General features: G+C 30.5%; 17 protein-coding genes and 1 pseudogene. 11 read left to right on the forward strand and 7 right to left on the reverse strand.

Annotated elements, in window-relative coordinates; translation table 11 throughout:
• The first annotated feature begins 10 nt into the window (after window positions 1–10).
• Genes ACSIGE_RS13990 through ACSIGE_RS14005 form a run of 4 tightly spaced genes read left to right on the forward strand, consistent with a single transcriptional unit; the run spans window position 11 to window position 7,068 of the window.
• On the forward strand, window positions 11–3,352 hold the full coding sequence (locus tag ACSIGE_RS13990) for a SusC/RagA family TonB-linked outer membrane protein (RefSeq protein ID WP_440880493.1): 3,342 nt from the start codon (window positions 11–13) through the stop codon (window positions 3,350–3,352).
• Between the two features lie 15 nt (window positions 3,353–3,367).
• Window positions 3,368–4,858 carry a RagB/SusD family nutrient uptake outer membrane protein gene (locus ACSIGE_RS13995; protein ID WP_440880494.1) on the forward strand — a complete coding sequence of 497 codons (1,491 nt, stop codon included), beginning with the start codon at window positions 3,368–3,370 and terminating at the stop codon, window positions 4,856–4,858.
• 12 nt (window positions 4,859–4,870) lie between these two features.
• Window positions 4,871–5,731 carry a substrate import-associated zinc metallohydrolase lipoprotein gene (locus ACSIGE_RS14000; protein ID WP_440880495.1) on the forward strand — a complete coding sequence of 287 codons (861 nt, stop codon included), beginning with the start codon at window positions 4,871–4,873 and terminating at the stop codon, window positions 5,729–5,731.
• 14 nt (window positions 5,732–5,745) lie between these two features.
• Window positions 5,746–7,068: a DUF4302 domain-containing protein gene (locus ACSIGE_RS14005; protein ID WP_440880496.1), complete on the forward strand. Its 1,323-nt coding sequence runs from the start codon at window positions 5,746–5,748 to the stop codon at window positions 7,066–7,068.
• A gap of 395 nt (window positions 7,069–7,463) precedes the next feature.
• Here the strand turns inward: ACSIGE_RS14005 and ACSIGE_RS14010 are convergent.
• Both ACSIGE_RS14010 and ACSIGE_RS14015 read right to left on the reverse strand, forming a co-directional pair.
• Window positions 7,464–8,297: pseudogene (locus tag ACSIGE_RS14010) on the reverse strand (IS982 family transposase).
• Between the two features lie 168 nt (window positions 8,298–8,465).
• Window positions 8,466–9,740, reverse strand: a complete 1,275-nt coding sequence (locus tag ACSIGE_RS14015; protein ID WP_440880497.1) for a phosphatidylserine decarboxylase — start codon at window positions 9,738–9,740, stop codon at window positions 8,466–8,468.
• Between the two features lie 236 nt (window positions 9,741–9,976).
• On the opposite strand from ACSIGE_RS14015, the gene ACSIGE_RS14020 reads away from it, so the two are divergent.
• The 6 genes from ACSIGE_RS14020 to ACSIGE_RS14045 all read left to right on the forward strand — a co-directional run bounded on the left by ACSIGE_RS14020 (window position 9,977) and on the right by ACSIGE_RS14045 (window position 17,396).
• Window positions 9,977–11,281, forward strand: a complete 1,305-nt coding sequence (locus tag ACSIGE_RS14020) for an NAD(P)/FAD-dependent oxidoreductase (RefSeq protein ID WP_440880498.1) — start codon at window positions 9,977–9,979, stop codon at window positions 11,279–11,281.
• Window positions 11,274–11,585 (forward strand): hypothetical protein, encoded by a 312-nt coding sequence (locus ACSIGE_RS14025; protein WP_440880499.1) that lies wholly within the window; start codon window positions 11,274–11,276, stop codon window positions 11,583–11,585. The genes ACSIGE_RS14020 and ACSIGE_RS14025 overlap by 8 nt, the downstream gene beginning before the upstream one ends.
• Window positions 11,586–12,199: 614 nt before the next feature.
• Window positions 12,200–13,054, forward strand: coding sequence for a PPK2 family polyphosphate kinase (locus ACSIGE_RS14030; RefSeq protein ID WP_440880500.1), 855 nt, complete (start codon window positions 12,200–12,202; stop codon window positions 13,052–13,054).
• Between the two features lie 41 nt (window positions 13,055–13,095).
• Window positions 13,096–13,923, forward strand: coding sequence for an exonuclease domain-containing protein (locus ACSIGE_RS14035; RefSeq protein WP_440880501.1), 828 nt, complete (start codon window positions 13,096–13,098; stop codon window positions 13,921–13,923).
• 28 nt (window positions 13,924–13,951) lie between these two features.
• A complete protein-coding gene (locus ACSIGE_RS14040; RefSeq protein WP_440880502.1) occupies window positions 13,952–14,437 on the forward strand; it encodes an ABC transporter ATPase in 486 nt (161 codons plus the stop codon).
• A gap of 31 nt (window positions 14,438–14,468) precedes the next feature.
• Entirely contained in the window at window positions 14,469–17,396 is a 2,928-nt protein-coding gene (locus ACSIGE_RS14045) for a glycoside hydrolase family 3 N-terminal domain-containing protein (RefSeq protein WP_440880503.1), read from the forward strand.
• Between the two features lie 111 nt (window positions 17,397–17,507).
• Here the strand turns inward: ACSIGE_RS14045 and ACSIGE_RS14050 are convergent, their stop codons facing one another.
• The 5 genes from ACSIGE_RS14050 to ACSIGE_RS14070 all read right to left on the reverse strand — a co-directional run bounded on the left by ACSIGE_RS14050 (window position 17,508) and on the right by ACSIGE_RS14070 (window position 23,179).
• Window positions 17,508–18,104, reverse strand: coding sequence for a DUF4159 domain-containing protein (locus ACSIGE_RS14050; protein WP_440880504.1), 597 nt, complete (start codon window positions 18,102–18,104; stop codon window positions 17,508–17,510).
• Window positions 18,105–18,568: 464 nt separating this feature from the next.
• Entirely contained in the window at window positions 18,569–19,777 is a 1,209-nt protein-coding gene (locus tag ACSIGE_RS14055; protein ID WP_440880505.1) for a helix-turn-helix domain-containing protein, read from the reverse strand.
• A 40-nt stretch (window positions 19,778–19,817) separates the two neighbouring features.
• On the reverse strand, window positions 19,818–20,528 hold the full coding sequence (locus ACSIGE_RS14060) for a 16S rRNA (uracil(1498)-N(3))-methyltransferase (RefSeq protein ID WP_440880506.1): 711 nt from the start codon (window positions 20,526–20,528) through the stop codon (window positions 19,818–19,820).
• Complete coding sequence (locus tag ACSIGE_RS14065; RefSeq protein WP_440880507.1) at window positions 20,528–21,646, reverse strand: GTP cyclohydrolase; 1,119 nt, start codon at window positions 21,644–21,646, stop codon at window positions 20,528–20,530. Before ACSIGE_RS14065 ends, ACSIGE_RS14060 begins: the two co-directional genes overlap by 1 nt.
• A 21-nt stretch (window positions 21,647–21,667) precedes the next feature.
• Window positions 21,668–23,179, reverse strand: a complete 1,512-nt coding sequence (locus ACSIGE_RS14070) for a transporter (protein ID WP_440880508.1) — start codon at window positions 23,177–23,179, stop codon at window positions 21,668–21,670.
• A 141-nt stretch (window positions 23,180–23,320) separates the two neighbouring features.
• Here ACSIGE_RS14070 and ACSIGE_RS14075 point away from each other — a divergent pair, with 141 nt between their 5' ends.
• Entirely contained in the window at window positions 23,321–23,596 is a 276-nt protein-coding gene (locus ACSIGE_RS14075) for a DUF4834 domain-containing protein (RefSeq protein ID WP_440880509.1), read from the forward strand.
• Window position 23,597: the final 1 nt, after the last annotated feature.

The following is a 23,597-nucleotide window of genomic DNA, read 5'->3' on the forward strand; positions in this document are numbered from 1 at the left end:
CAATTAATGAATGAAAAAAAAATTACAATTAATTATCACCTGCATCCTGCTGGTGATAACGCAAATTAGTTTTGCACAGGAAATGGTAGTTTCCGGAATCGTCACAGACGATTTTGGTCCTGCGACAGGAGTATCTGTAATAATTAAAGGTACAGTAAAGGGAACTGAAACAGATTTCGACGGTAAGTATTCTATCAAGGTTAATAAGGGAGCTACTTTGATGTTTATGTTTTTGGGTAAAGAAACCAAAGAAATTAAGGTGGCTGATTCAAATGTTATCAACGTTAAGTTGGAAGATTCTTCTGAACAGTTAAACGAGGTTGTTGTGACAACGGGTTATGAGACGATAAAACGTAAGAAGTTTACAGGAGCATCAAGTATCGTAAAGGGAGCAGATTTAAAAATTGATGGTGTTGTAGATGTCACTAGAATGTTGGAAGGACGAACAGCAGGTGTTAACATTCAAAATATTTCTGGAACTTTTGGTGCAGCACCGAACATAACCATTAGAGGGGCATCTTCTGTTTTTGGAAATAATTCGCCATTATACGTTATTGATGGAATCGTTCAAGAGGATATAATAGATTCAACTGGTTTAGAAGCTATTACTAATGGTGATTCACAAACATTATTGAGTTCTTCAATTGCAGGGATCAATGCAAATGATATTAAAGACGTCCAAATTTTAAAAGACGCTTCAGCTACTGCATTGTATGGAGCACGTGCTAGAAATGGGGTTGTTGTTATAACTACTAAAGCAGGTAAGAAAGAAGCACCTTTAAAAGTTACTTATAATCTGGAGCAGGCGCTGAGGGATATTCCTTCTTATAGTAATTTTGATATCCTTGACTCCAAAGAAAACATGAGTATTTTAAAAGAACTAGAGAGTAAAGGTTTTTTAAATCCGTCTGCCGTAGCTCAGGCAAGGTTTGGAGGAGTTTATTCCATTATGCAACAGCAGATTAATACGTATAACCCCTCAACAGGACAGTTTTTGTTACCAAACACTCCTGAAGCAAGGAGTCGTTTTTTACAACAGTATGAATTGGCTAATACGAATTGGTTTAAAACTTTATTTAGGAGGTCGATGACTCAAAACCATTCAATTAGTGTTACAGGCGGAAGTGAAAAAAATGCTACTTACGCCTCATTGAGCTTTTTTTCGGACCCAGGGTGGTCAATTTCGGAAGAAGTAAAAAGATTGACTTCTAATTTAAGGAATACTTATTTTTTCTCAGATAAATTTAATGTTACGGTAGCAACAGTTGCTTCTATTAGAGATCAAAAGGCCCCAGGGACTTTTAGTAGAGAGAGCGATGTTGTTAATGGAACTGTTGGACGTGATTTTGATATAAATCCGTTCTCATATGCTTTAAATACCTCAAGAACCATACGACCTAGAGATAATGCCAATAATTTGGAGTATTACAGAAATAATTGGGCACCGTTCAATATTTTAGAAGAGCTTGATAATAATTTTATTGACTTAAATGTTAATGATATACGTTTTCAGTTAGATGCTAATTATAAGGTTAATGATAATTGGACTTATACATTTAATTCTGCTGCTAGATACGTAAATAGTGCTACAGAACACCAGGTTAGAAGAAATTCAAATGTAGTAGGGGCTTATAATGCCAATGAGACTACCATTGTAAGAGATGCTAACATTTTTCTTTACAGAGATCCAGATAATCCATTATCTGATCCTATACCTGTTTTTCCAAGAGGAGGTTTATTTATCAAAACAAATAATTATATGACTTCGTATTATTTGCGTAATACATTGTCATATAGTAATCTTTTCAATGAAAACCATGGGTTAGATTTATTTATGGGACAAGAAATGAGGTATGTGGATAGGGTAAAAGATAATTTTACTGGGTATGGTTTACAGTATAATAATGGATATACGCCGTTTACAGATGCACGTTTACTCGAAAAACTTATTGCCGATGGGGAAAACTACTTTGAGGTAGAGGAAGAAAGAGAGCGAACTGTCGCTTTTTTCGGAAAAGCAACTTATTCTTTTAAAGACAAATATATTTTTACTTTAACAGGAAGGTATGATGGGTCAAATAGACAAGGGAGAAGTTCAAGTTCTCGTTGGTTACCTACTGGCTCTGTTAGTGCTAAATGGAATGCTACGGAAGAAGATTTTGTGATTAATTCACGTTCTATTAATAATTTAGGTGTTCGAGCGTCTTATGGTTTAACAGCCACCCCAGGGAATGCAACGAATTCTCTAGCTATATATCGAAGTCAAATTACTGATCGATTAAATGTTTCTGATAGGGAGAATTTTTTAAATATAGAGGATCTAGCTAATAATAATTTGACATGGGAAAAACAATATGAATTGAATCTAGGGGTTGATTTGGGCATGTTTGATAATTCCATTCAATTAAGTGCTGATTTTTTTAAAAGAGATATTTTTGATAACATCGATTTTGTAAGAAGTTCTGGTATTGGAGGTGAATTTATAAAACAAGGAAACAATGCTACCGTTGATGTAACTGGGTATGAACTTAACTTAAACACTAAAAATATTCGTACCGATGATTTTAGTTGGACAACGAACTTTAATGTTTCTTACATAAACCAAGAAATTACGGAATTGAAAAATCAACCTATTGCATTAGATTTAATCGATCAAACAGGTGGAAATTTAGAAGGATATCCAATTCAATCTTTGTTTTCCTTCAAATTTGATGGTCTTAACGAACGAGGGTATCCAACATTTGATTTAGGTGAAGGTAAAGACCCAGTTAACGATATTTATTTTCAGGAAACAGAAGGGCTGGCCGATTTATTGCACTATGAGGGATCAGTAGTTCCAAATGTTCAAGGTGGTTTTACCAATAACTTCAAGTATAAGAATTGGGATTTAAGTGTTTTGATTTCTGGCGCTGGCGGTAATAAAATAAGGTTAAATCCATTATTTGAAGATGAATATGATGACTTAGATGTTTTCTCTAAAGATTTTCAAAACAGATGGGTGTTACCAGGAGATGAAAATGTGACCAATATTCCGACAATAGCTTCTCTAAGGGATATTCGTAATAATACAAATTTAGAACGTGCTTACAATGCTTACAATTACTCTACAGCACGAGTGGCAGACGGTTCTTTTATTAGAATGAAAAATATTGCATTAGGATATTCTTTTAATAAAGAATTAACGGATAACTTAGGGTTGGATTATTTAAGGCTTAGGTTTCAGGGGACTAACTTGTTTTTAATATACTCAGATGACGCTTTAAATGGTCAAGATCCTGAATTTTATCAAACAGGTGGTGTGGCATTACCTATAAGGAGACAATACACCTTTTCAATTAACCTAGGATTATAATTAACAATTAATATCATGAAATTAAATTATAATACACATATAAAATTAATGTTACTTGCCTTGATCTTTATGTCATTAGGCTGTGACGAGTATTTATCTGAGCTTCCAGATAATAGAACAACAATTGATAGTCCTGATAAAATCTCTCAATTAATTACAGGTGCTTATTCTGAGGGTAATTATCAAAGAATGGCTGAAATTATGTCGGATAATTCAGATAGAAAAACAGCACTCAATGATGACAATCGTTTTGAAACAGATTTGTATAATTGGGATGAACTTACTGATTTTACGACAGATTTAGATTCTCCAAATTATTTTTGGAATCGTTCTTATGAAGCAATTGCTCAGGCCAACGCTGCGTTGGATGCTATTACAGAATTACAAGGAAAGTTTGATTTGGATGCGCAAAAAGGAGAGGCATTACTAGCAAGAGCTTACAATCATTTTATGATTGCTAATTTTTGGTCAAAACCTTATGATCCAAACACAGCTTCTGCAGATTTAGGTATTCCTTATGTGTTAGAATCAGAAGAAGAATTTATCAAAGAATACAAACGAGGTACTTTACAGGAAACTTATGACTATATTGAGTCAGATTTGCTTGAAGGGTTAAATAAAGTCGAAAATAGATATGATTCACCTAAGTTTCATTTTACAAAAGAAGCAGGTGCTGCTTTTGCAGCTAGATTCTTCTTATACAAAGGAGATTGGGATAAGGTTATAAAGTATGCTTCTGATGCAGTATCAAATCCACAAGTGCAATTAAGAGATATGGTCGCTTATCGTCCGCTAACGTATGATCAGAACAGTCTATTGTATGCAAGTAAAGACGAGGAGTCTAATTTGTTAATGGCTTCAACTTTAAGTGTTTGGGCAAGACGTTTTACACGTACAAGTTATGGATTGTCAGTAAGTAAATTGGAAGAATTATTTATTAATGGTAATCCTTTTGTAAAGCCTTGGGCTTATGCTGTTTATGGAACTGATCAGTTTTTTAGACTTCCTAAGTATGAGGAATATTTTAGAGTAACCAATCCTACTGCAAATATCGGTTTGCCATTTGTTGGTGTGGTTTTATTTGATAGAGATGAGGTTTTATTAAATAGGGCAGAGGCATATGTTATGAAAGAAGATTACGGCAGTGCTTTAAATGATCTGAATGTTTATCTTTCAAAAAAGACAATGAATCATGATCCTGCTACTGACGTATTAACAGAAATTATGGTTGAAAGCCAGTATCCCGTTGTGCCTAATGAATATACGCCATTTTATACAATGAATGCTAAGCAAACTTCTTTCGTGAAGTTTATAGCAGAGTTAAGAAGAAGAGAGTTTGTTCATGAAGGCTTAAGATGGTTTGATGTCAGAAGGTTTAATTTACAAGTAGAGCATAAAATAACACAATTTGGAGCACCTCTAGTTCTCGATAAAATGGATCTAAGAAAAGTGTTAAAAGTACCTGTTACCGCCATAAATGCAGGTTTAGAAGATAATCCTCGTTAAAAAAGTAGTAGTATGAAAAAAATAATTTTATTAATATTTGTTGTAACTTTAAGTGTTTCTTGTAATACAGAAGAAAAGGTTACTATTAGTGATTTAGATACTTCAACTCCAGTATTAACAGAGTTGGATGTGTGGTTGAGGGATAATTTTGTTGTTCCTTATAATATTGATGTTCAATATGAATGGGATGATGATGAAGTTGACTTTAATAGGTTTCTATTTCCACCTAAAGTTGAACGTGTAAAGCAAGCAATGGAGGCTGTTAAAACGATATGGCTTGATTCTTATAGTCAAGTAGGAGGAGAAGATTTTGTGAAAATTATTGCTCCTAGAAGTATTGTTTTAGTTGGTGGGTTCAATTTAAATCCTTCAGGGACCATTACTCTAGGGTTCGCGGAAGGGGGTAAAAAAATTGTTTTTTTTAATGTTGATACGATTGATTACTCTGATAGAGATTCCAATAATCTTGGAAGTATTATGCAATTTTTATCAACCATTCAGCATGAATATGTACATATTTTAAATCAAACAATTCCTTTTGACGAGCCTACGTATTCTCAAATAACACCAGGTAATTATACAGCACAATGGTATAATGAAACAATTCCGGGATCAAGAGAGTTGGGGTATATTACTGCCTATGCAAGATCAAATCCTTTTGAAGACTTTGCTGAGATGGTAAATATTATGCTTTCTAATGATAAGTCAAGTTATGATGCTATTATTGAGGGTATAACAAGTGATGAAGCAAAGCAAAATTTAAGGATTAAGGAGGCTTTTGTGGTAGATTATTACAAAAAAGAGTTTAATATAGATTTATACGAATTACAAGCAGTAGTAGCCGCTAATGTAGACAAAGTGATTGTTCCTTAAAAAAAATGAAAATTATGAAGTTATATATACAGAAAATTATTTTTATCGCATTGACACTGCTATTGTTTAACGCATGTCAAGATGATGATAGCGGGGCTCTTTTTGATCAATCTGCCACTGTTAGAAAAACAAAAAAAACTGAAGAATTAAGAAATATACTGATGTCTTCGGAAAATGGATGGATAGCTAGATATTTTACTGATGAGGAAGTATTAGGAGGGTTTACTTTTTTCTTTAAGTTTACGGATGAGAAAATGGTTGAGATGGCCTCTGATTTTACAAGTGACTTAACATCTACAATTAGCCAATATAATATTTCAGAAGGGGCAACAGTGCAATTAAGTTTTTCGACTAAAGGAAGAATTCATGAATTATCTGATGCTACCAATTTTCCGGATGCTGGATTGCGTGGTCAAGGTTATTTGGGTGCTTTTGAATTTTCAATATATAGTATTGAAGAAGATAAGTTAGTATTTAGAGATGTGAAGAATTTTAAAGAGTTGATTTTTGAGAAAGTTGATTCAGGGATAGATTGGACTACTGTATTGACGGCAAATAGAGACATGTTAGCTGATAATATCATACAAAATCCACTCAAATCAATATACAGGGATATGATACTGGAGTCTGAAGGAGAAACAAAAATATTTTCATTTAATTTTAATGAAAATAGAAGATATGTACAAGCAGTGCACATAACCGAAAATGGTGGTGAAGAAAAATTTGATTTTGGTTTAAGTCCTACTCAAAATGGATTTAGTATTAAACCTGCAATTGAGTACGGTGGTGGTGTTTTATCTGATTTTGTATATGATGCAGTTACTGATGAGTTTATAGCGGAGTCAAATGGAGTGAAAATAACACTTAAATACGTTAATGCACCTGCTATTTTACCTGATGGTTATCTGGAATTACCCTCAGTATTGTGGTTTCATCAACCAGCATACAATAGTCCTAACTTTAGTCCAGATTATTCTTCACCGGCATTTATTAATCTTTTACAAGGGTTGAATAGTGCTAATCCTTTTGAAATAAGACAAATTAATTTTATTAATTTAATTTCGGACAGTGGAATTTTTGAAGTTGAAACTGACATTGGAGTTATTCAAGTTGGCTTTACAAAGCAAATTGTGGATAAAAAAATGATATTGACTCAAACGGGCTCAAATGCTCCGGGTATTTTACCTTTTATACAACCATTGTTAGATGTTGTTTTTGATCCTAGCGGGTTGTATGTAGATCAACCTGCAAAATTGGATAATTTTGTGAATTTAGTCTTTACGTTTGTTCCTGTAAGTAATACAAGTATTAGATATAGTGCTATAAAAATAAGATAAATTAATCAAAACAATAATCCTGATTAATTAAAAAATCCTCATATAATTATGAGGGTTTTTTGTTTAAAGACAGGTAATTTATTATTCAATGAGTTAATATTAATTCAAAAAAGTATACTTTTTTAACCATTGACCGCCTTTTTATGGTTATTCTAGACTCTAGAATCTCAGTTATGGTTTATTCGTAAAATATATTGTAAGAGTATAATGTTACTAATTTGGGTTACGTTGTTTTTGTTTGGAGCATTTTATATCTTAATCTAAAATGACTTTGATGGGATTTCATAGAATACGTTACTTTTTAAAAAAGAACTTTTACTATTTAAGAGTGTTTATACTAACCCGCTGTGCATTAAGGTGGTGTTAATTTTCAGTTTATTAATATTTCTATTGAATTAAAACCTATTCATGTTCAAGCCTGTTAACGAATTGAATTACTGTCATTACTGTAATTCTAGATAATATTCTATTTTTAAATACTTCAAAAGATTAAGTATAATTTTTTCTAATCATAAATTGATCATAAAGTTGGAAAACAATGTTTCTATTCGTTTTTAGATTTTTTAAATATATAATGTTGCTTTTATAGTTATATTGGTTAATTCTCACAGGAGTTTGTATTCTGATATTATAATTTTCAAATAAATTTAGTTGATAGTCGGCAGATAAATATCCTCTAACTTCTAACAAGGTACAATCTTTGAATTGATATTTAATATTTTTTAAATAATTGATATTATGTGCCGAAGCTGGACTAATATCCGTATTTTCTATAAGGCTTTGTACAGAATAGACGTGAAGTTTGTATCTTCGCTTGACTAGCGCAATAGTCTTTCTCAGGCAACCTATAGTCTTGCTCTTTACAAATCTTACTTCTAGAACTTTTCGATAGCTTACATACCTCTAAAGGTATGCTATCAACAATATAACATTATGCAGATTGACTCAGTTTAAGAACCATAGATTTACGAAGTGATTTCTTGAAATAAAACAATTTACGTTTTCGTTTATTATAGATGCTATGCTCTATTTTTGTTAATAAATTACATGGAAGTATTCTGAAAAGTTGACATTCACTATCATACTTACATATTATGAAGTTAAATCAATAGCTATTATTTCTTTATTCTAAGTTTAGGTTTGCGAATTTGATATAAATAATTCATGTTAGAGTCTAATTCTTTTAAAACCCTAAGTATTTTATCGTAATTTACTTGAAAGTTGACCATGTAAACTAAAGTATTTAAATTTCAAATTACTGATATTTAATTATTTGTGTGGCTTTTTCAAAATGCGCAACGGGTTTGTAATAATTTGATTTTAATTAAAATAAAGTAGGCCAGATACTAAAATAGTACCAGGCCTACATGCTTTAAGACATATTTATGGGGGTCTTTTTATTTGCAGTAAACAGCAGTTTGACCGTACTGAAAATGAATAGGGTTTTGCTCAGGATCGTTTTTAAATAAGTATAAGTCTTTTGGTTGTTTTTGGAATAACATAATAACATCTGATCCTCCAAATTTAAATTTACCAAATTCTTGTCCTTTTACAACATTTTTATCTTGTAAGTCAGTGTACATATCAACACCTGACACATGACTCATTCCAATAGGTAAAATAGCAACTAAACCAACTTCAGGTCCAGCATCCATAATTACTAAACCTCTCGATTGATTAAATTCATAGCCATCTTTAGCATTATCAGGAGCATCCCATTGACCGTCTTCCATCAATTCAACACCTAAGTAGGTTTTTCCTTCAATTGGTTTAATTTCAAGTATCTTTCCGCTTACAGGAGTATGGAATCTGTGGTAATCGAAAGGACTTAAAAAATAATGAACAAAAGTACCATTATAAAATTCAGAAGCGAATTCACTGTCTTTTAAAAGTTCATTGATTGTTCCAATCTTGTGAGTACCCTTTAATGAAATACGAGTATTGATTCCTTCTTTGTCAAGAACATTTCCTTGACCATCAATTGGATAGTGTTGCTTGTAAGTACAATCAGCTGGAGACACAATTGTTTTATTGTTCATAGGTTCAGCGATAGGTCTTAAAGGACTTATTCCAGTTTCAGGATCTACGTCATTAAACTCTCTGTAGAAAAATTGGTTGAATGTTTTCCAGTTTTTTTCATCATTAGCGTATAGAGGAAAGTTATACATTGGATCGTGCTTAAACGACAATAAACTTTCTTTTGTTAATGACTCTTCTGTATCAAGAAAGCTTCCCCAAGTTTTAGAAAAATCTACTAACCAATTAGCAAATTTTTCAAAACTAGACATCGATAAATTTGTACCAGGTATTTTTTGATCTATAAGCCAATGAAATTGACACAAAAGATCATATACCTTTTGATTGTATCCATTTTTTTGATTAGTGCTTTTCCAGGCATTGGGATATTCTGGATCGATATTTTCGTTAGGTATTAAACGTACATAAAGATCAAGATAATCTAAATAGTGAGTAACAGTAGTAGGCCATCCGTTTCCTTGGAAAACATGATCTATGGCTTTGTATAATTCTTTATTAAGTTTTTTCTTTGCTGTTCTATCAGCAATATTTAATGAAGATTCAAGTGCTAATGACATTTTTGGATCTTCAGATAAAATCTCTTGCAACGCAGCTACCACGGGCTCGTGCGTAGCGTATGAGATAAGTGTTTCCATGTTTATTGGTTTTTAATCGTTTATGATATCTTCAAATTTCAATAAAAAAAAGGCGTATTAACTCGATTATGTCATGAAGGTAAAGTTTTGATGCTTGAAAGTTTTAAATTTTGTCACGAAAGATTATTTGTTGTAATACAGTGTGTTATGTATTTTTTGGTATTGTGATTTAAATTATTTTATTAATATCAATAGAATCATTGTTTTTATTAACTTTGTTAATAAATAAATAATTTATGAATATACCCCAAACCAGTTATCCAAGAGTTCTTATTATTGGAGGCGGTTTTGCTGGATTGGCTGTTGCTAGAGGATTAGAAAATCAAGAACTACAAGTTGTACTTATTGATAAACACAATTACCACACTTTTCAGCCTTTATTGTATCAAGTAGCTACGGGTGGGTTGGAACCCGATAGTATAGCGTTTCCACTGAGAAAAAGGTTTAATGATGTAGAAAACTTTTACTTCAGATTAGCTGAAGTTCTAAAGGTTGATCCAGAAACATGCAATGTTGAAACCACTATAGGATCTCTAAATTATGATATTCTAGTAATGGCAACAGGGTCAAAAACTAATTTTTTCGGTATCCAAAATATTGAAAAGTATTCAATGGAAATGAAATCAGTTCCACAAGCGCTGAACATAAGGAGTTTAATTTTAGAAAATTTTGAAGAAGCGTTACTTGAATCTGACTTAGAAAAACGAAGAGCTCTTATGAATTTTGTTATTGTAGGAGGAGGTCCAACTGGAGTTGAATTGGCAGGTGCATTGGCTGAAATGAAAAAAGGTATTTTACCAAAGGATTATCCTGATTTAGACATAAGACAAATGAAAATTAATCTTATTCAAAGTGGTAATAATTTACTTGCAGGAATGAGTAAGAAAGCTTCTAAAAAAGCAGAAGATTTTTTAAAAAAATTAGGGGTAGATGTATGGAAAGATTTAAGAGTTTTAGATTATGATGGCGGTACGGTGATTACTAATGGAGAGGATAATTTTCGAGCCGAGACAGTTATCTGGGCCGCAGGTGTAAAGGGAGCATGCATAGAGGGTATTTCAGTTGATTCTATCGATGTTAAATCAAATAGAATTGGCGTAGATGAGTTTAGTAAAGTGTTGGGGCATGAAAATATTTATGCAGTTGGAGATGTGGCATGCATGAAAAATGATAAGTTTAAAAAAGGGCACCCTATGATGGCACAACCTGCTATTCAACAGGGTAAATTGCTGGCTAATAATATTATATCGGATTTAAGAGGTGAGTTGCAAAAATCATTTGTTTACATTGATAAAGGCTCAATGGCTACTATTGGAAGAAATAAAGCAGTAGTAGATCTGCCAAAATTAAAGTTTCAAGGGGTTTTTGCTTGGTTTGTATGGATGTTTGTACATTTATTTTCATTAATAGGGTTTCGTAATAAAGTAATTGTGTTTATGAATTGGGTATATAATTATATACGGTTCGATCGGGAAACTAGGCTTATCATAAGGCCTTTTAAAAGAAAAAATAAGTATTCTTTTGATAAGCAAAATGTCTAAAATTAATTCACTAATAAAGTGTAAGTATTGTGGTTTTTTTTCTGCAAATTCAGAGAATTGTAAAAATTGTGGTGCCCTGATATCTTTTAAAAAAGAAAAAAAACTTAAAGAAGAGAGTTTTAAAAAACAACAAATAGAATTAGCTAAAATAGAGCTTGAAAATCCAGGATTAGCAATTCGGTTAATTCGACATCCATTTTTTATATATCAAATTGCTGGGTGGATTCTACATTCTGTTTTCTTAATTATTAGTGCAGTAGGGGCTTTTTTGGCTTGGTTCATAGCTATGGTTGCAGCAGGATAAAATTAAATTTTGAAAAGAGAAACGTATATTTTTGGGTACTTTTTGTTCTCTTGTATCAGTGGGCTATTAGTTTACTGTTTACAAAAATTAGAAATTCCTTTACCAACAATTATTCAGTTTTATTTAAATGATTTGTTGATAGTCCCTATAGTTCTTTTAGTTTGTTTATTTTTAATAAGAAGGTTAAGGCGTGACTATGTTTTTATAATCCCCACAATATATATATTATATGTTTGCTTTGGGTACTCTATTTTTTTTGAATACTATTTACCTAAGATTTCAAACAGGTATACATCAGATTTTGTTGATGTTTTTTTATATTTTATAGGAGGGGGGCTGTTTTATAGGCTCCAAAAGATTTCATAATTTTAAATTTAAGCAACTGAAAGCGGGTTTTTTATATGTGAATAGAAATTGACAAATTCTTTGACTTTTCGAATACTATTTTTATTTTAATATTTGTTTTATTCCTGTATTTGATGTTTGTAATATAAAAGTACTGAATAATTAGAAATTTGTCAAAATAGTTTTTAAAATACTGTTTAAATAGCAACTGTAAATAAACGATAAAACACTTTAATTTTAGTATTTTTATCCTATCATTAAAACAGGTCATGGACGTAAATAATTATAGAGCTTCTGATACATCTTCTTTGAATAAAATTTCAACCAAAGAGCTAATAATAGACGCAAAGAAGGGATTAAAAGTACTAAGAAAAAAAATTAGCAAACTCCAGGATACGATGTATGCAGAGGGTAAAAGAAGTTTTTTAATTTGCATACAAGGAATGGATACAGCGGGTAAAGATAGTTTAATTCGCGAAGTATTTAAAGATGTTAATGCAAGGGGAGTTATTGTTCATAGCTTTAAAGTTCCAACAGAGAAAGAATTAAAACATGATTTTTTGTGGAGGCATTATATCGCACTCCCTGAAAGAGGAAAAATAGGGGTTTTTAATAGAACTCATTACGAAAATGTTTTGGTAACAAGAGTTCACCCTGAATATATTTTATCAGAAAATATTCCATCAATTAAAAATATTGATGATATTAATGATGATTTTTATAATGAAAGAATAGACAGAATAAATCAATTTGAAAATCATGTAAAAAAAAGTGGTACTACAATTCTAAAATTTTTTCTACACCTTTCTAAAGAGGAACAAAAAAGTAGATTGTTAAGGAGGCTGAATACCCCTGAAAAAAATTGGAAATTTTCTGAAGGAGATTTAGAAGAGAGAAAATTATGGGATAAATATCAAGAATATTACGAAGATACTATTAAAAAAACATCTACATTTTATGCTCCTTGGTTTATTATTCCAGCTGATGATAAACCGACTGCGAGATATTTAGTGGCAAAAATTTTATGCACTGAAATGGAAAAGTGTAATTTTCAAGAGCCTAGATTACCTAAAGATATTATTGATAAATTAGAATTTTTTAAAAAACAATTAAATAACAAATAAAAGAAAAGGGATTAAGAATAAAGATCTCATGAGATTAAATAATGGAATTAAACTTAAAAAAACCAATCGTATTTTTCGACTTAGAAACAACAGGAATTAATATAGCAACAGATAGAATAGTCGAAATTTCTATTCTAAAAGTATTTCCTAATGGTAATAAAGAAAGTAAAACGTGGCTTGTAAATCCGGAAATACAAATATCAGAGGAGGCTACAGCTGTTCATGGGATTACAAATGAAAAAGTTGTGTCAGAGCCAACTTTTAAAGAGTTAGCATTAAAAGTTAACGAAATGATTGCAGGAGCTGATTTAGCTGGTTTTAATTCTAATAGATTTGATATTCCTTTATTGGCAGAAGAGCTTTTGAGGGCAGGAATAGATTTTGATATGGAAAATAGAAAAGCAGTAGATGTTCAAGTAATATTCCACAAAAAGGAACAAAGAACATTGAGCGCGGGTTATAAATTTTATTGTGGTAAAGATTTAGATGATGCACATTCTGCTGAGGCGGATACTTTAGCAACTTATGAGATTTTAAAAGCACAGCTTGAGAAATATTCAGATATTGAAAACTCAGTTGAAGCTTTAAGTGAGTTTTCATCTCATAGAGAGAGAGCTGATTTTGCTGGGTTTATTCTTTTTGATGATGGAGGGCAAGAAATTTTTTCATTTGGAAAGTATAAAGGAAGGACAGTAGAAGAAGTACTAAAAGAAAATCCAGGTTATAACTCATGGATTCAAAATGCAGAGTTTCCTTTGTATACTAAAAAGGTTTTAAGACAAATAAAAGAGAGAATGACAAAACCAAGAAAAGTGATGTCAGATGAAGAAAAATTAAAAGCTTTGCAAGCAAAGTTTAATGTAAGGTAATAATTTTTTAGGTGTTAAATTAAAAACAATGTATGTAAATTATAATGAGTTACCCAATGACTCGAGAGTTTGGGTTTACCAGTCTGATAGAGAGCTTACAGCTGAAGAGGTAATGCATATCAGTAAAAAAGCAGAGATGTTTATAAACAATTGGACTAGACATGGAGATGATTTAAAAGGTTCATATATAGTTAAGTATGGTTACTTTTTAATTTTGTGTGTTGACGAAAGTTTTAATAATGTCTCTGGTTGTTCGATAGATGCTTCTGTAAGATTTATTAAGGAATTAGAATCTGAACTACAAGTAGATTTAATGGATAAGATGAATATTTCATTTAAAGATGGAGGGCATATAAACGTTGTTAAGTTATCTGAATTTCAAGATTACATCAAAAAACAAAAAATAACGGGAAAAACAACTGTATTTAATAATATGGTTAACACAAAAAATGATTTTGAAAATCAATGGGAAGTAGCTGTTAATGAAAGTTGGCACAAAAGGTTTTTGGTATGATCATTGATTTTTAACAGAAAAAGATAAATCCATGAAAGTAAAAATATTTTTATTGTTAGCTATAATGCTATCTATGTTTGTTGTTGGTCAAGGGAATGATCCTTTAAAGTCTAACAATTTTACGCTTCAAGATAAATGGGTAGATAGCATAATGAAATCCATGACAATTGATGAGAAGCTAGGTCAAATGTTTATGATTCAGGCTTATTCTAATAGAGATGATAAGCACAAAGCTCATATTGAAAAAATGATTACTGAATATCATATTGGAAATTTAATATTTATGCAAGGAACTCCTCGTAAGCAAACTATTTTAACTAACTTTTACCAAGAGAGAGCGAAAATACCTTTGTTAATCGGTTTTGATGGTGAATGGGGGCTTGATATGCGTCTTAAAAAAGCATTTCGTTTTCCTTGGAATATGACTTTAGGAGCTATTCAAGATGACGAATTAATTAAAGAAACAGGTAAAAGGATAGGTGAACATTGTAAAAGAATAGGTGTTCATATAAATTTTGCACCTGTAGTAGATATTAATACAAATCCAGATAATCCAATTATAGGAAATAGATCTTTTGGAGAAAACAAAGAAAATGTTGCAAAAAAAGCAGTTCAATTTATAGAGGGTATGCAAGGAGTTGGTGTACTTGGAAGTGCAAAACACTTTCCTGGTCATGGAGACACAGCATCAGATTCACATATTGAACTACCAATAGTTGATTTTTCTAAAGATCGACTTGATTCAGTTGAATTATATCCATATAAAAAAGTTATCAATAGTGGTGTAGCTAGCATAATGGTAGCGCATTTAAGTTTACCACAAATTGAGAAGGATGTTAATTTACCATCTTCATTATCAAAAGTAGTCGTAACAGATATGTTGAAAAATGAACTAGGTTATCAAGGGTTGATTATAACCGATGGATTAAATATGAAAGGGGCAGCTAATTATAATACCTCTGCTGAAATTAATATAGCTGCAATTGAAGCAGGAAATGATATATTGCTAATACCATCTGATATCAAGGGTACATTGAAATTATTAAAAGCATCAATAAAAAATGGAAAGATAACAGAAGAAAGGATAGATGAGTCAGTAAGAAAAATTTTAAAAGCAAAATACCTGGTTGGGTTGAATAAGTATAGTCCTTCAAAACTTGAGAACCTTCATAAAGACATCAATAGTGTAGAAGATCAGATGCTTCACAGAAAATTAGTAAGAAATTCAATTACTGTGATTAAAGATGTAGTCAACAATATTCCTTTTAAACATTTAGAAAAAAAGAAAATAGCTTACGTGTCTTTGGGAGATGATAAAGGTGATGATTTTTTATCTATGTTAAAGAATTATACCAAAGTTGAAAACGTATCAAGTAAGTATTTGAAAACACTTCTTAAAAAGTTAAAAGGATTTAATACAGTAATTGTAGGCTTTCATAAGTCTAATAAAAACCCATGGAAGAGTTATAAGTATTCTGAAAAAGATATGAAATGGCTCCGTGCAATAGCAAGTGAATGTAATGTGATTTTATGTAATTTTGCAAGCCCATATAGCCTTTTAAGTATTGCTGAAGAAGATATAGAAACTATTGTTTTAGCGTACCAGAACAGTAAAATAGCACAAGAATTGACAGCACAGGCTTTATTTGGAGCTTTCGAACTTAAAGGAAGGCTTCCTGTTAGCATTAATTCTTACAAAGTGGGTACTGGGATTGAAAAATCTAGACTAAATAGATTACAGTATACAATTCCTGAAGAAGCAGGAGTTTCTTCGGAAAAATTAAAGAAAATAGATCAAAGAATTGATACGCTTTTAAAAAAAAAAATGACACCTGGGGGCCAAATTTTAGCGGCTAGAAATGGTAAAGTGTTTTATTATAAGTCATTTGGATACCACACATCTATGAAGAAAAAAAAGGTGAAAAATTCCGATATTTATGATTTAGCATCATTAACCAAAATCTTAGCCTCGTTACCTGCTGTAATGAAGGCAGAAGAGGAAAAAAGATTAAGTCTTTTTTCTAGTATAGGAGATTTGTTACCTGAGTACCGTAATTCAAATAAAGATACACTTATTTTAAAAGAAATACTATCACATTATGGTCGTTTAAAGTCTTGGATACCGTTTTATTTAGAAACGCAGCACGAGAAAACAGGAGAGAATTTAAAAAAGTTTTACAGAGATAGGTGGTCTGAAGAGTTTAGTATAAAGGTTGCCGATAATTTGTATCTAGTAAATAGCTATAAGGACTCTATAAGTAAAAAAATAAAAGAGTCAGATCAAAGAAGTAATTTAGGCTATAAGTATAGTGATTTGGGGTATTATATGATAAGAGAAATTATTGAAAAAAAATATAATAAGCCACTTGATATTATTGTAGATGAACTGCTTTACAATTCATTAGGAGCTTATAGGACATCATATTTGCCTTTGAAAAAGTTTAAGGAGTCCGAAATCGTTCCGACCGAGATAGATCATTATTTTCGTAAGCAGTTATTGCATGGTTTCGTTCATGATATGGGGGCGGCAATGTTAGGAGGAGTAGGAGGACATGCAGGATTATTTTCAAATGCAAATGATGTCGCAAAAATTATGCAAATGTATTTGCAAAAAGGAGAATATGGAGGAGTTAGGTATTTTAAAGAAGAGACCATCGATAAATTTAATAAAAGATATTATGCAGAAAAAAAGGTGCGCCGAGGTTTAGGTTTTGATAAGCCTCAAATAAAATTAGAAGAAAAACCAACTTGTGGTTGTGTGTCTGAAGAAAGTTTTGGTCATAGTGGCTTTACGGGAACTTATGCTTGGGCTGATCCTCAGAGTGGTATTCTATATGTATTTTTGTCAAATCGAGTATACCCAACTGCAAGAAATCGCAGACTTGTTAAAAGCAATATGAGAACAAAAATTCAAGCAGACCTTCAAAATGCTATTATAAAGAAGTCTATATCCATATAAGTTGTTTTTTCGTTAAAATCGGTTAGAAAATCACAAGAAATATTCTATTGTAGAAAAGAGACAAAGCTATAAAACATTAAAATAACTAACTTATCCTAATAGCAAATTCTATTAATTTGTAAAAGCATATTCAATGATATTAGACCCCATCTTGAGTGCCTTTAACCTTATATTTTTCGGATCATTATGAATTGATTGATCCTCCCAACCATCACTCAAATCACATTCGTAATCATAAAACACTACAAGTCTTCCTTTATGGAAAATTCCAAGTCCTTTTGGGGTATTATTATCATGCTCATGTATTTTAGGAAGTCCTTTAGGAAATTTATAGGTCTGGTTATAAATAGGATGAGTGCTGGGAATCTCAGTAAAATTATCGGAAGGGAAAACTTTTTTAAGTTCTTTTCTAATATAATTATCAAGGCCATAATTATCGGAAATATGCAGAAACCCACCTGAAATTAAATAATCTCTTAGTTTTTGTACATCTTGGTCGTCGAAATAAACGTTTCCATGTCCTGTCATAAAAACTATAGGATATGTATAAATTGCATTATCTCTTAGAGTGACTACTTGGGGCTCTTTTGAAATAGCGCATTTCGTAGAAGTATTAACAAAGCTTATAAGATTGGGTAACGCTGTCGGGTTTGCATACCAATCACCACCGCCTTGATATTTTAAAATAGCGACTTCTTGAGATTGCATTTGGCATACGCAGATCAGAAGTAAAAGGGTACAAAAATTTTTCACAAGTATTAAATTTGGTTACAATATAGTAAACTTCAAATAAAAACACCAACCTAAAAGGTTGGTGATTTTTCCCCTTAAGAAATCAATATCATTAAATAACGATTTCACTCCAAAGTTAAACTATAAAGAAAAAATAGGAGTTCGAATTCATCCAGAATAAGTGATTTTGGACTTGTTTTAGGTTAGTTTGAATAAAAAAAACATCAACAAAATATTGCTGATGTTTTTACATGGATTTCTTTCTTTTTCATGATTAAGCGATGGTCACTTAATAATATTATTTGATGTAAATTTTAGTTAAATGTATTTTATATTAAAGCTATTTTGTTTCAAAGCTCACATGTATACAAACTTATATAAACTTGATGATATGGCAGTTCAGAAACACCTGTTTTGGATGATTTCGAACTAACTTTTAATTAACTTAAAGTTGATTTCAAGGATTTTTCTCTAAAAGAGAAAGGCGTCAAGCCTGTATGTTTTTTGAAAACGGTATAAAATGTAGATTTTGAATTGAATCCAGACTCCAAACCTATTGCAGTTATGGTGTAATTTTCATAATGTTCATCCGTTAACAATTCTTTAGCTTGTTCAACACGCATTTCGTTTAAATATTCAATAAATGTCTTTTTTGAAATATTATTAATTATAAGTGAGAGCGTGCTTTGGCTAAATTCAGTTTCTGAAGCAAGATTTTGGAGGGTATAACGAGGAAGTAAAAATTTTTTTTCAGACTTAATCAATAGATCTATTTTTAAAAAATACTTTTGATATTTTTTATACTGCTCTTCCGTAACTGAGATATTACTATGTGATGATAAAATATTTTTTTCGTTGTCTTTTTTATTATTTTTTTTTAGTCTTTTACTGTTCTTTTGGTTGTTTATAATTTTATTTCTTATTTGCTTACGTTCTTTTCGAATTCGAGCCTGTTTTAACCCTTGATAGCCTAACCAATATATTAAAACAGTTGTATAAATTCTTAAGGGGTAATAGGAAAAAATAAACCCTTTAAAATTCAAGCAAACTTTTACGATCAATGCAATTATCCAAAGTGTATAACCTATAGATGATAATTTAAAAAATGTATCGATCCATTTAAAGTTATCATAAGATAAAGTTTTTTCCAGAATATTTTCTTTTTTATAAAATAGATAATATGAATAAAGAAATAGACTAATTGAAATAATAAAACTAATTATCTCCTCAATTGATGTATATCTTTCATAAATAAAATCTAGATTTTTTTGACTATCCTTATCACAATAGAATAGTACAAATGATATTTGTGCTACAATAGCAAAAAAGAATACAGGAAGTATAATTTTTAAAAGATTATATGTTTTTGATTTTAAATTAATGTAGTTAATTAAAAACATATATAAAAAAGGCATGGCTAAAAAATGCCAAGGAATTTGAATATAGTCAAGTACAAATTTGTGCTGGAAAAGTTTGTTTGCTAAAGCCCAAGATTGAAAATTATTCAAAGAAATGGAAAGTATTAAAAGATTCAAATATAACATACTCTTTCCACTGTCATTTTTAGAGTTGAATAGAATAAGGCTAAAAGCAAATCCGTGTAAGGAGCTAACCAAAAGAAAAATATTGAAAAAGTCCGACGTACTCAAAAAAATAGGTTAATCTTTGGTCTAAAGATACAAAAAAGAATTATTGATGTAAAAAATTAATATTTTGACAGCAAGTTATGCCTGCTGTTTCCGTTCGTAATCTAGTTTTTCCTAAATTGATAGGAATAAAGCCATTTTTTTTAGAATTTTCAATTTCATCTAAAGAAAAATCCCCTTCAGGACCAATTAGAATTGTATATCTTGAACGAAGCTTTACTATATTTTTTAAATAGTATTTTTTATCATCATTTTCACAATGAGCAATAAAGCCTTCTCCGGTAAACTTATTGTTAATAAAGTCTTTAAAGTCAGTTAAGCCGTTTAATTTTGGTAATTTATATTGAAGAGATTGTTTTAGTGCAGATTGTAAAATTTTATTTAATCTATCTATTTTTAGGTGTTTTCTTTCAGAGTTCTTACATAGTAATGGTGTTATTTCATCTATACCTATTTCTGTAGCTTTTTCAAGAAACCATTCAAAACGATCTATATTTTTTGTAGGTGCAATGGCTACATGCAAGTGATAATTTCTGTTATTTAATGTTTTCTGAAAATCTTTAATTTCAACAACACATTTTTTATCATTTGGAACTATTATTTGTACATTAAACAGATAATCATTTCCGTTTGTTATATGTAAAGTATCTCCTTCTTTTTTTCTTAAGACTTTTATAATATGTTTACTTTCTTCTTTACTAAAAGTAAACTTTTTTTCTTCGCTTGAAATTTCTGAGTTATAGAATAGTTGCATTATAGATCAATTCTGTATGTTCTTCTTCTTTTGTGGATAGTGGGAGAAAAGTCTTTCCAGATTTTATGAATAGCTATGTTATCTTCTAACTCTGGTGTTCTTATACAATTCTCAATTCCTTTATTTCTAAATGTTTTAGCGAATTCTCGGAAGATCACAGCGGTAACTCCTTTATTTTGATAATCAGGATGTACTCCTATTAAATAAAAAATAACATCTTTTGATTTTTTTCGTGCATTTAGTAATCGTAACAAACCAAAAGGAAATAATTTACCTTTATTTTTTTGTAAAGATTTCGAAAACGAAGGCATAACAATTGCGAAAGCAACCATATTTTCATCCCTATCCATTACAAATTTAATATATTCAGGGTTTATAAAAGAAATATATTTCTTTTTAAAATATTCTATCTGTTCTTGTGATATAGGAACGTAGGTTGATAGTTTCGAATACGTTTGACTAAATAAATCAAACATTTCATCTACATAAGGAATAATATCTTTCGTTGATTTAAAGTTAACTTCTTTTAAATCATATCTTTTTTGAATTAAATTACCAGCTTTAGTGTATTTTTCGAGATTAACATTTTTAAAAGGAAACTTACTTTCGACATATTCTTTTTCTTTTTTAAATCCTAATTTTTCTAAATGATCTTTATAATAGGGATGGTTATACCAGGTAATCATTGTTCCTATATGGTCAAATCCATCAACAAGAACTCCTGTTTTATCTAAATTATTAAATCCAACAGGGCCTTCCACAAAATTTAAGTTATTGTTTTTACCAATTGCTTTTACTTTATCTAATAAAGCTTTACTTACGTCAAGATCATCAATAAAGTCAAACCATCCAAAACGCATTTTTTTAATGTTCTGTTTTTTTACTTCATATGTGTTAACTATAGCTATAATTCGCCCTACTACTTCATTGTTCTTGTATGCAAGAAAGAAATTAGCATTTGCATGTTCAAATATTGGATTACTATTTGCATTGAAATTAGCTAACTCGTCATTAATGATCGGAGGTACCCAATAAGTATTATTTTTATATAGCGAGAAAGGGAACATAACAAACTGTTTCATTCCCTTTTTATCTTTTACTTCTTTAATAGATATCATTTACAATTAATGATTTTTCTTTTAATTATCATTCTCTTTTTTTTCTTTCTCTTTTTTTTCTTCCTCTTCTTTTATTTCTTCCTCTAATTCTTTTATTTCTTTCTCTAACTTTTCTTTTTCTTTTTCTTTCCTTTTTGCTTCCTTTTCAGCCTCTTTAGCTTCTTTTTCTTTCGCTTTTCTAGCTTCTTTTTCAATTTTCTCCTTTTCTTTTTGTGCTTCTTTAGCTTCCTTTTCTTGTGCTCTTTTTATTTCTTTTTCTGCTTTTTCTTTTTCTTTTTGTGCTTCTTTAGCTTCCTTTTCTTGTGCTTTTTTTATTTCTTTTTCTGCTTTTTCTTTTTCTTTTTGTGCTTTTCTCGCCATCTTTTCTTTTTCCTTCTTAGCTTTTTTTGCTGCCTTTTTTATTTCTTTAGCTGTTTTTTTCTTCTGTTTCTCATCTTCTTTCGTGATAACATCAACTAATGATTTTTGTCTTTCTCTTCTTGGTTTTTCTAATTTTTTATCTTCACCATTCTCGTCTTTGCTATTTGGAGAGATATCTAAGTCTACTTTTTGATTATTTTTGTTTTTTGTAAAAAGCTTCTTTATTTTACTAATTAATCTACCAAAAAAGTTTCTATTCTCATCATACTTTATTGGTTTGTCCTCTTCTATTTTATTTCCAGTGTCATCGAGTTCTACAAATGCATCTTCATGTTTATCTAATCTATAAGAAACACCTAGAGTAGAGGTTATACCAAAAAGGTTTCCTTCCAGATTACCTCTAACTGATGCGTTAAGTTGCAGATTAGGGTTTAATAAATAAGCTGCTCCACCACCAATACTACTTTTCTTTTGATATTGTTCAAAAACTCCTTGTAATTCAATAAAGCTTGACCAGTAGTCGTTAATGTTATATGTACTGGTTACAATAAATGAGTACTCAGAATAATCGGTGCCAATTTTATCTAAGAATACATTAGAAATAACGTTAAGTTTATTTGAAAATTCGTTTTGTAAGAGAAGACCAACTCTTGTAGAAAAGCCTCCTTTTTTGTAATAGTCTGTTAGAAAATTATCGAAATTAATTCCTGCAAAAATACCAATATGTGGAATCCATCTTTTCCAATCGAAAGAATGTCTCGCTCGCCAGCTTCTTATTTCTTTAGATTTATCCGAATAAGTGGGGGCATAAATCATGTATTTTGCTCCTAGTGTAAAGTTACTTAAACCGGTTGTATTGTAAGAGGAGCTAAAAAGATTTTTAAAACCTATTTTATCATGAGATAGTGAGGTGTTTAAGTTAAATTCTAATTGCTCAAGAAAGAAACTAGTTCTGAAAAGCAAATTTAAACCAAAAGATTCTGGATTGCTAAAAGTTTCAATAAGAGGCATGTTTCTATAGAATAACGAAGATTCCAACTGATATACACCAGATCCAACACTATATGGACTTTCAGAAATACCAGGTCTATTTGAATTTATAACTGTAGTGTACTGAGCTTGAACAAACACTGACGTGAAAAACGTAAAAAGAATAAAAAGCCTGTTAATCATGTTATAAAATCAATTTATGAGTAGCACAAAAATACCATAAAAATATGAAATACTATATAGTTACAAGATTTGTAATGTATTTAACGTTGCCTTTTCTATCAAATTGTTATTTTTGGATAATTTTTTGAATATTCTTTTAAGATGACGATACATCAAGCAGGTCTTATAAATTTCATAAGAACATTTCTCACAATTCTCTTTATATACTATTTAGTAAAGTTTATTATAAAATTATTGGGACCTTATTTACTAAAAAAGGCTGTAGATAAAGTCCACAAAAAAGCTCAAAGCCAATACGGTTACAAAGAAGAAACGATAGTGGAGGAAGGTAAAACGGTAATTGATAAGAAAGATACAAAACCCAATAGAAATGATAAGAATATTGGTGAATATATTGATTTTGAAGAGATAGATTAAA

Origin of the sequence: Tenacibaculum profundi (assembly GCF_052050075.1) — a bacterium.
Lineage (GTDB): Bacteria > Bacteroidota > Bacteroidia > Flavobacteriales > Flavobacteriaceae > Polaribacter.

Excerpts from the sequence above, each read along its gene's own strand:
- ACSIGE_RS14000 (WP_440880495.1), top strand. The coding sequence starts at position 4,871 with ATGAAAAAAATAATTTTATTAATATTTGTTGTAACTTTAAGTGTTTCT.
- ACSIGE_RS14020 (WP_440880498.1), top strand. The coding sequence starts at position 9,977 with ATGAATATACCCCAAACCAGTTATCCAAGAGTTCTTATTATTGGAGGC.
- ACSIGE_RS14065 (WP_440880507.1), bottom strand. The coding sequence starts at position 21,646 with ATGATATCTATTAAAGAAGTAAAAGATAAAAAGGGAATGAAACAGTTT.
- ACSIGE_RS13995 (WP_440880494.1), top strand. The coding sequence starts at position 3,368 with ATGAAATTAAATTATAATACACATATAAAATTAATGTTACTTGCCTTG.
- ACSIGE_RS14045 (WP_440880503.1), top strand. The coding sequence starts at position 14,469 with ATGAAAGTAAAAATATTTTTATTGTTAGCTATAATGCTATCTATGTTT.
- ACSIGE_RS14015 (WP_440880497.1), bottom strand. The coding sequence starts at position 9,740 with ATGGAAACACTTATCTCATACGCTACGCACGAGCCCGTGGTAGCTGCG.
- ACSIGE_RS13990 (WP_440880493.1), top strand. The coding sequence starts at position 11 with ATGAAAAAAAAATTACAATTAATTATCACCTGCATCCTGCTGGTGATA.
- ACSIGE_RS14040 (WP_440880502.1), top strand. The coding sequence starts at position 13,952 with ATGTATGTAAATTATAATGAGTTACCCAATGACTCGAGAGTTTGGGTT.
- ACSIGE_RS14075 (WP_440880509.1), top strand. The coding sequence starts at position 23,321 with ATGACGATACATCAAGCAGGTCTTATAAATTTCATAAGAACATTTCTC.
- ACSIGE_RS14050 (WP_440880504.1), bottom strand. The coding sequence starts at position 18,104 with ATGCAATCTCAAGAAGTCGCTATTTTAAAATATCAAGGCGGTGGTGAT.
- ACSIGE_RS14005 (WP_440880496.1), top strand. The coding sequence starts at position 5,746 with ATGAAGTTATATATACAGAAAATTATTTTTATCGCATTGACACTGCTA.
- ACSIGE_RS14060 (WP_440880506.1), bottom strand. The coding sequence starts at position 20,528 with ATGCAACTATTCTATAACTCAGAAATTTCAAGCGAAGAAAAAAAGTTT.
- ACSIGE_RS14025 (WP_440880499.1), top strand. The coding sequence starts at position 11,274 with ATGTCTAAAATTAATTCACTAATAAAGTGTAAGTATTGTGGTTTTTTT.
- ACSIGE_RS14035 (WP_440880501.1), top strand. The coding sequence starts at position 13,096 with ATGGAATTAAACTTAAAAAAACCAATCGTATTTTTCGACTTAGAAACA.
- ACSIGE_RS14070 (WP_440880508.1), bottom strand. The coding sequence starts at position 23,179 with ATGATTAACAGGCTTTTTATTCTTTTTACGTTTTTCACGTCAGTGTTT.
- ACSIGE_RS14030 (WP_440880500.1), top strand. The coding sequence starts at position 12,200 with ATGGACGTAAATAATTATAGAGCTTCTGATACATCTTCTTTGAATAAA.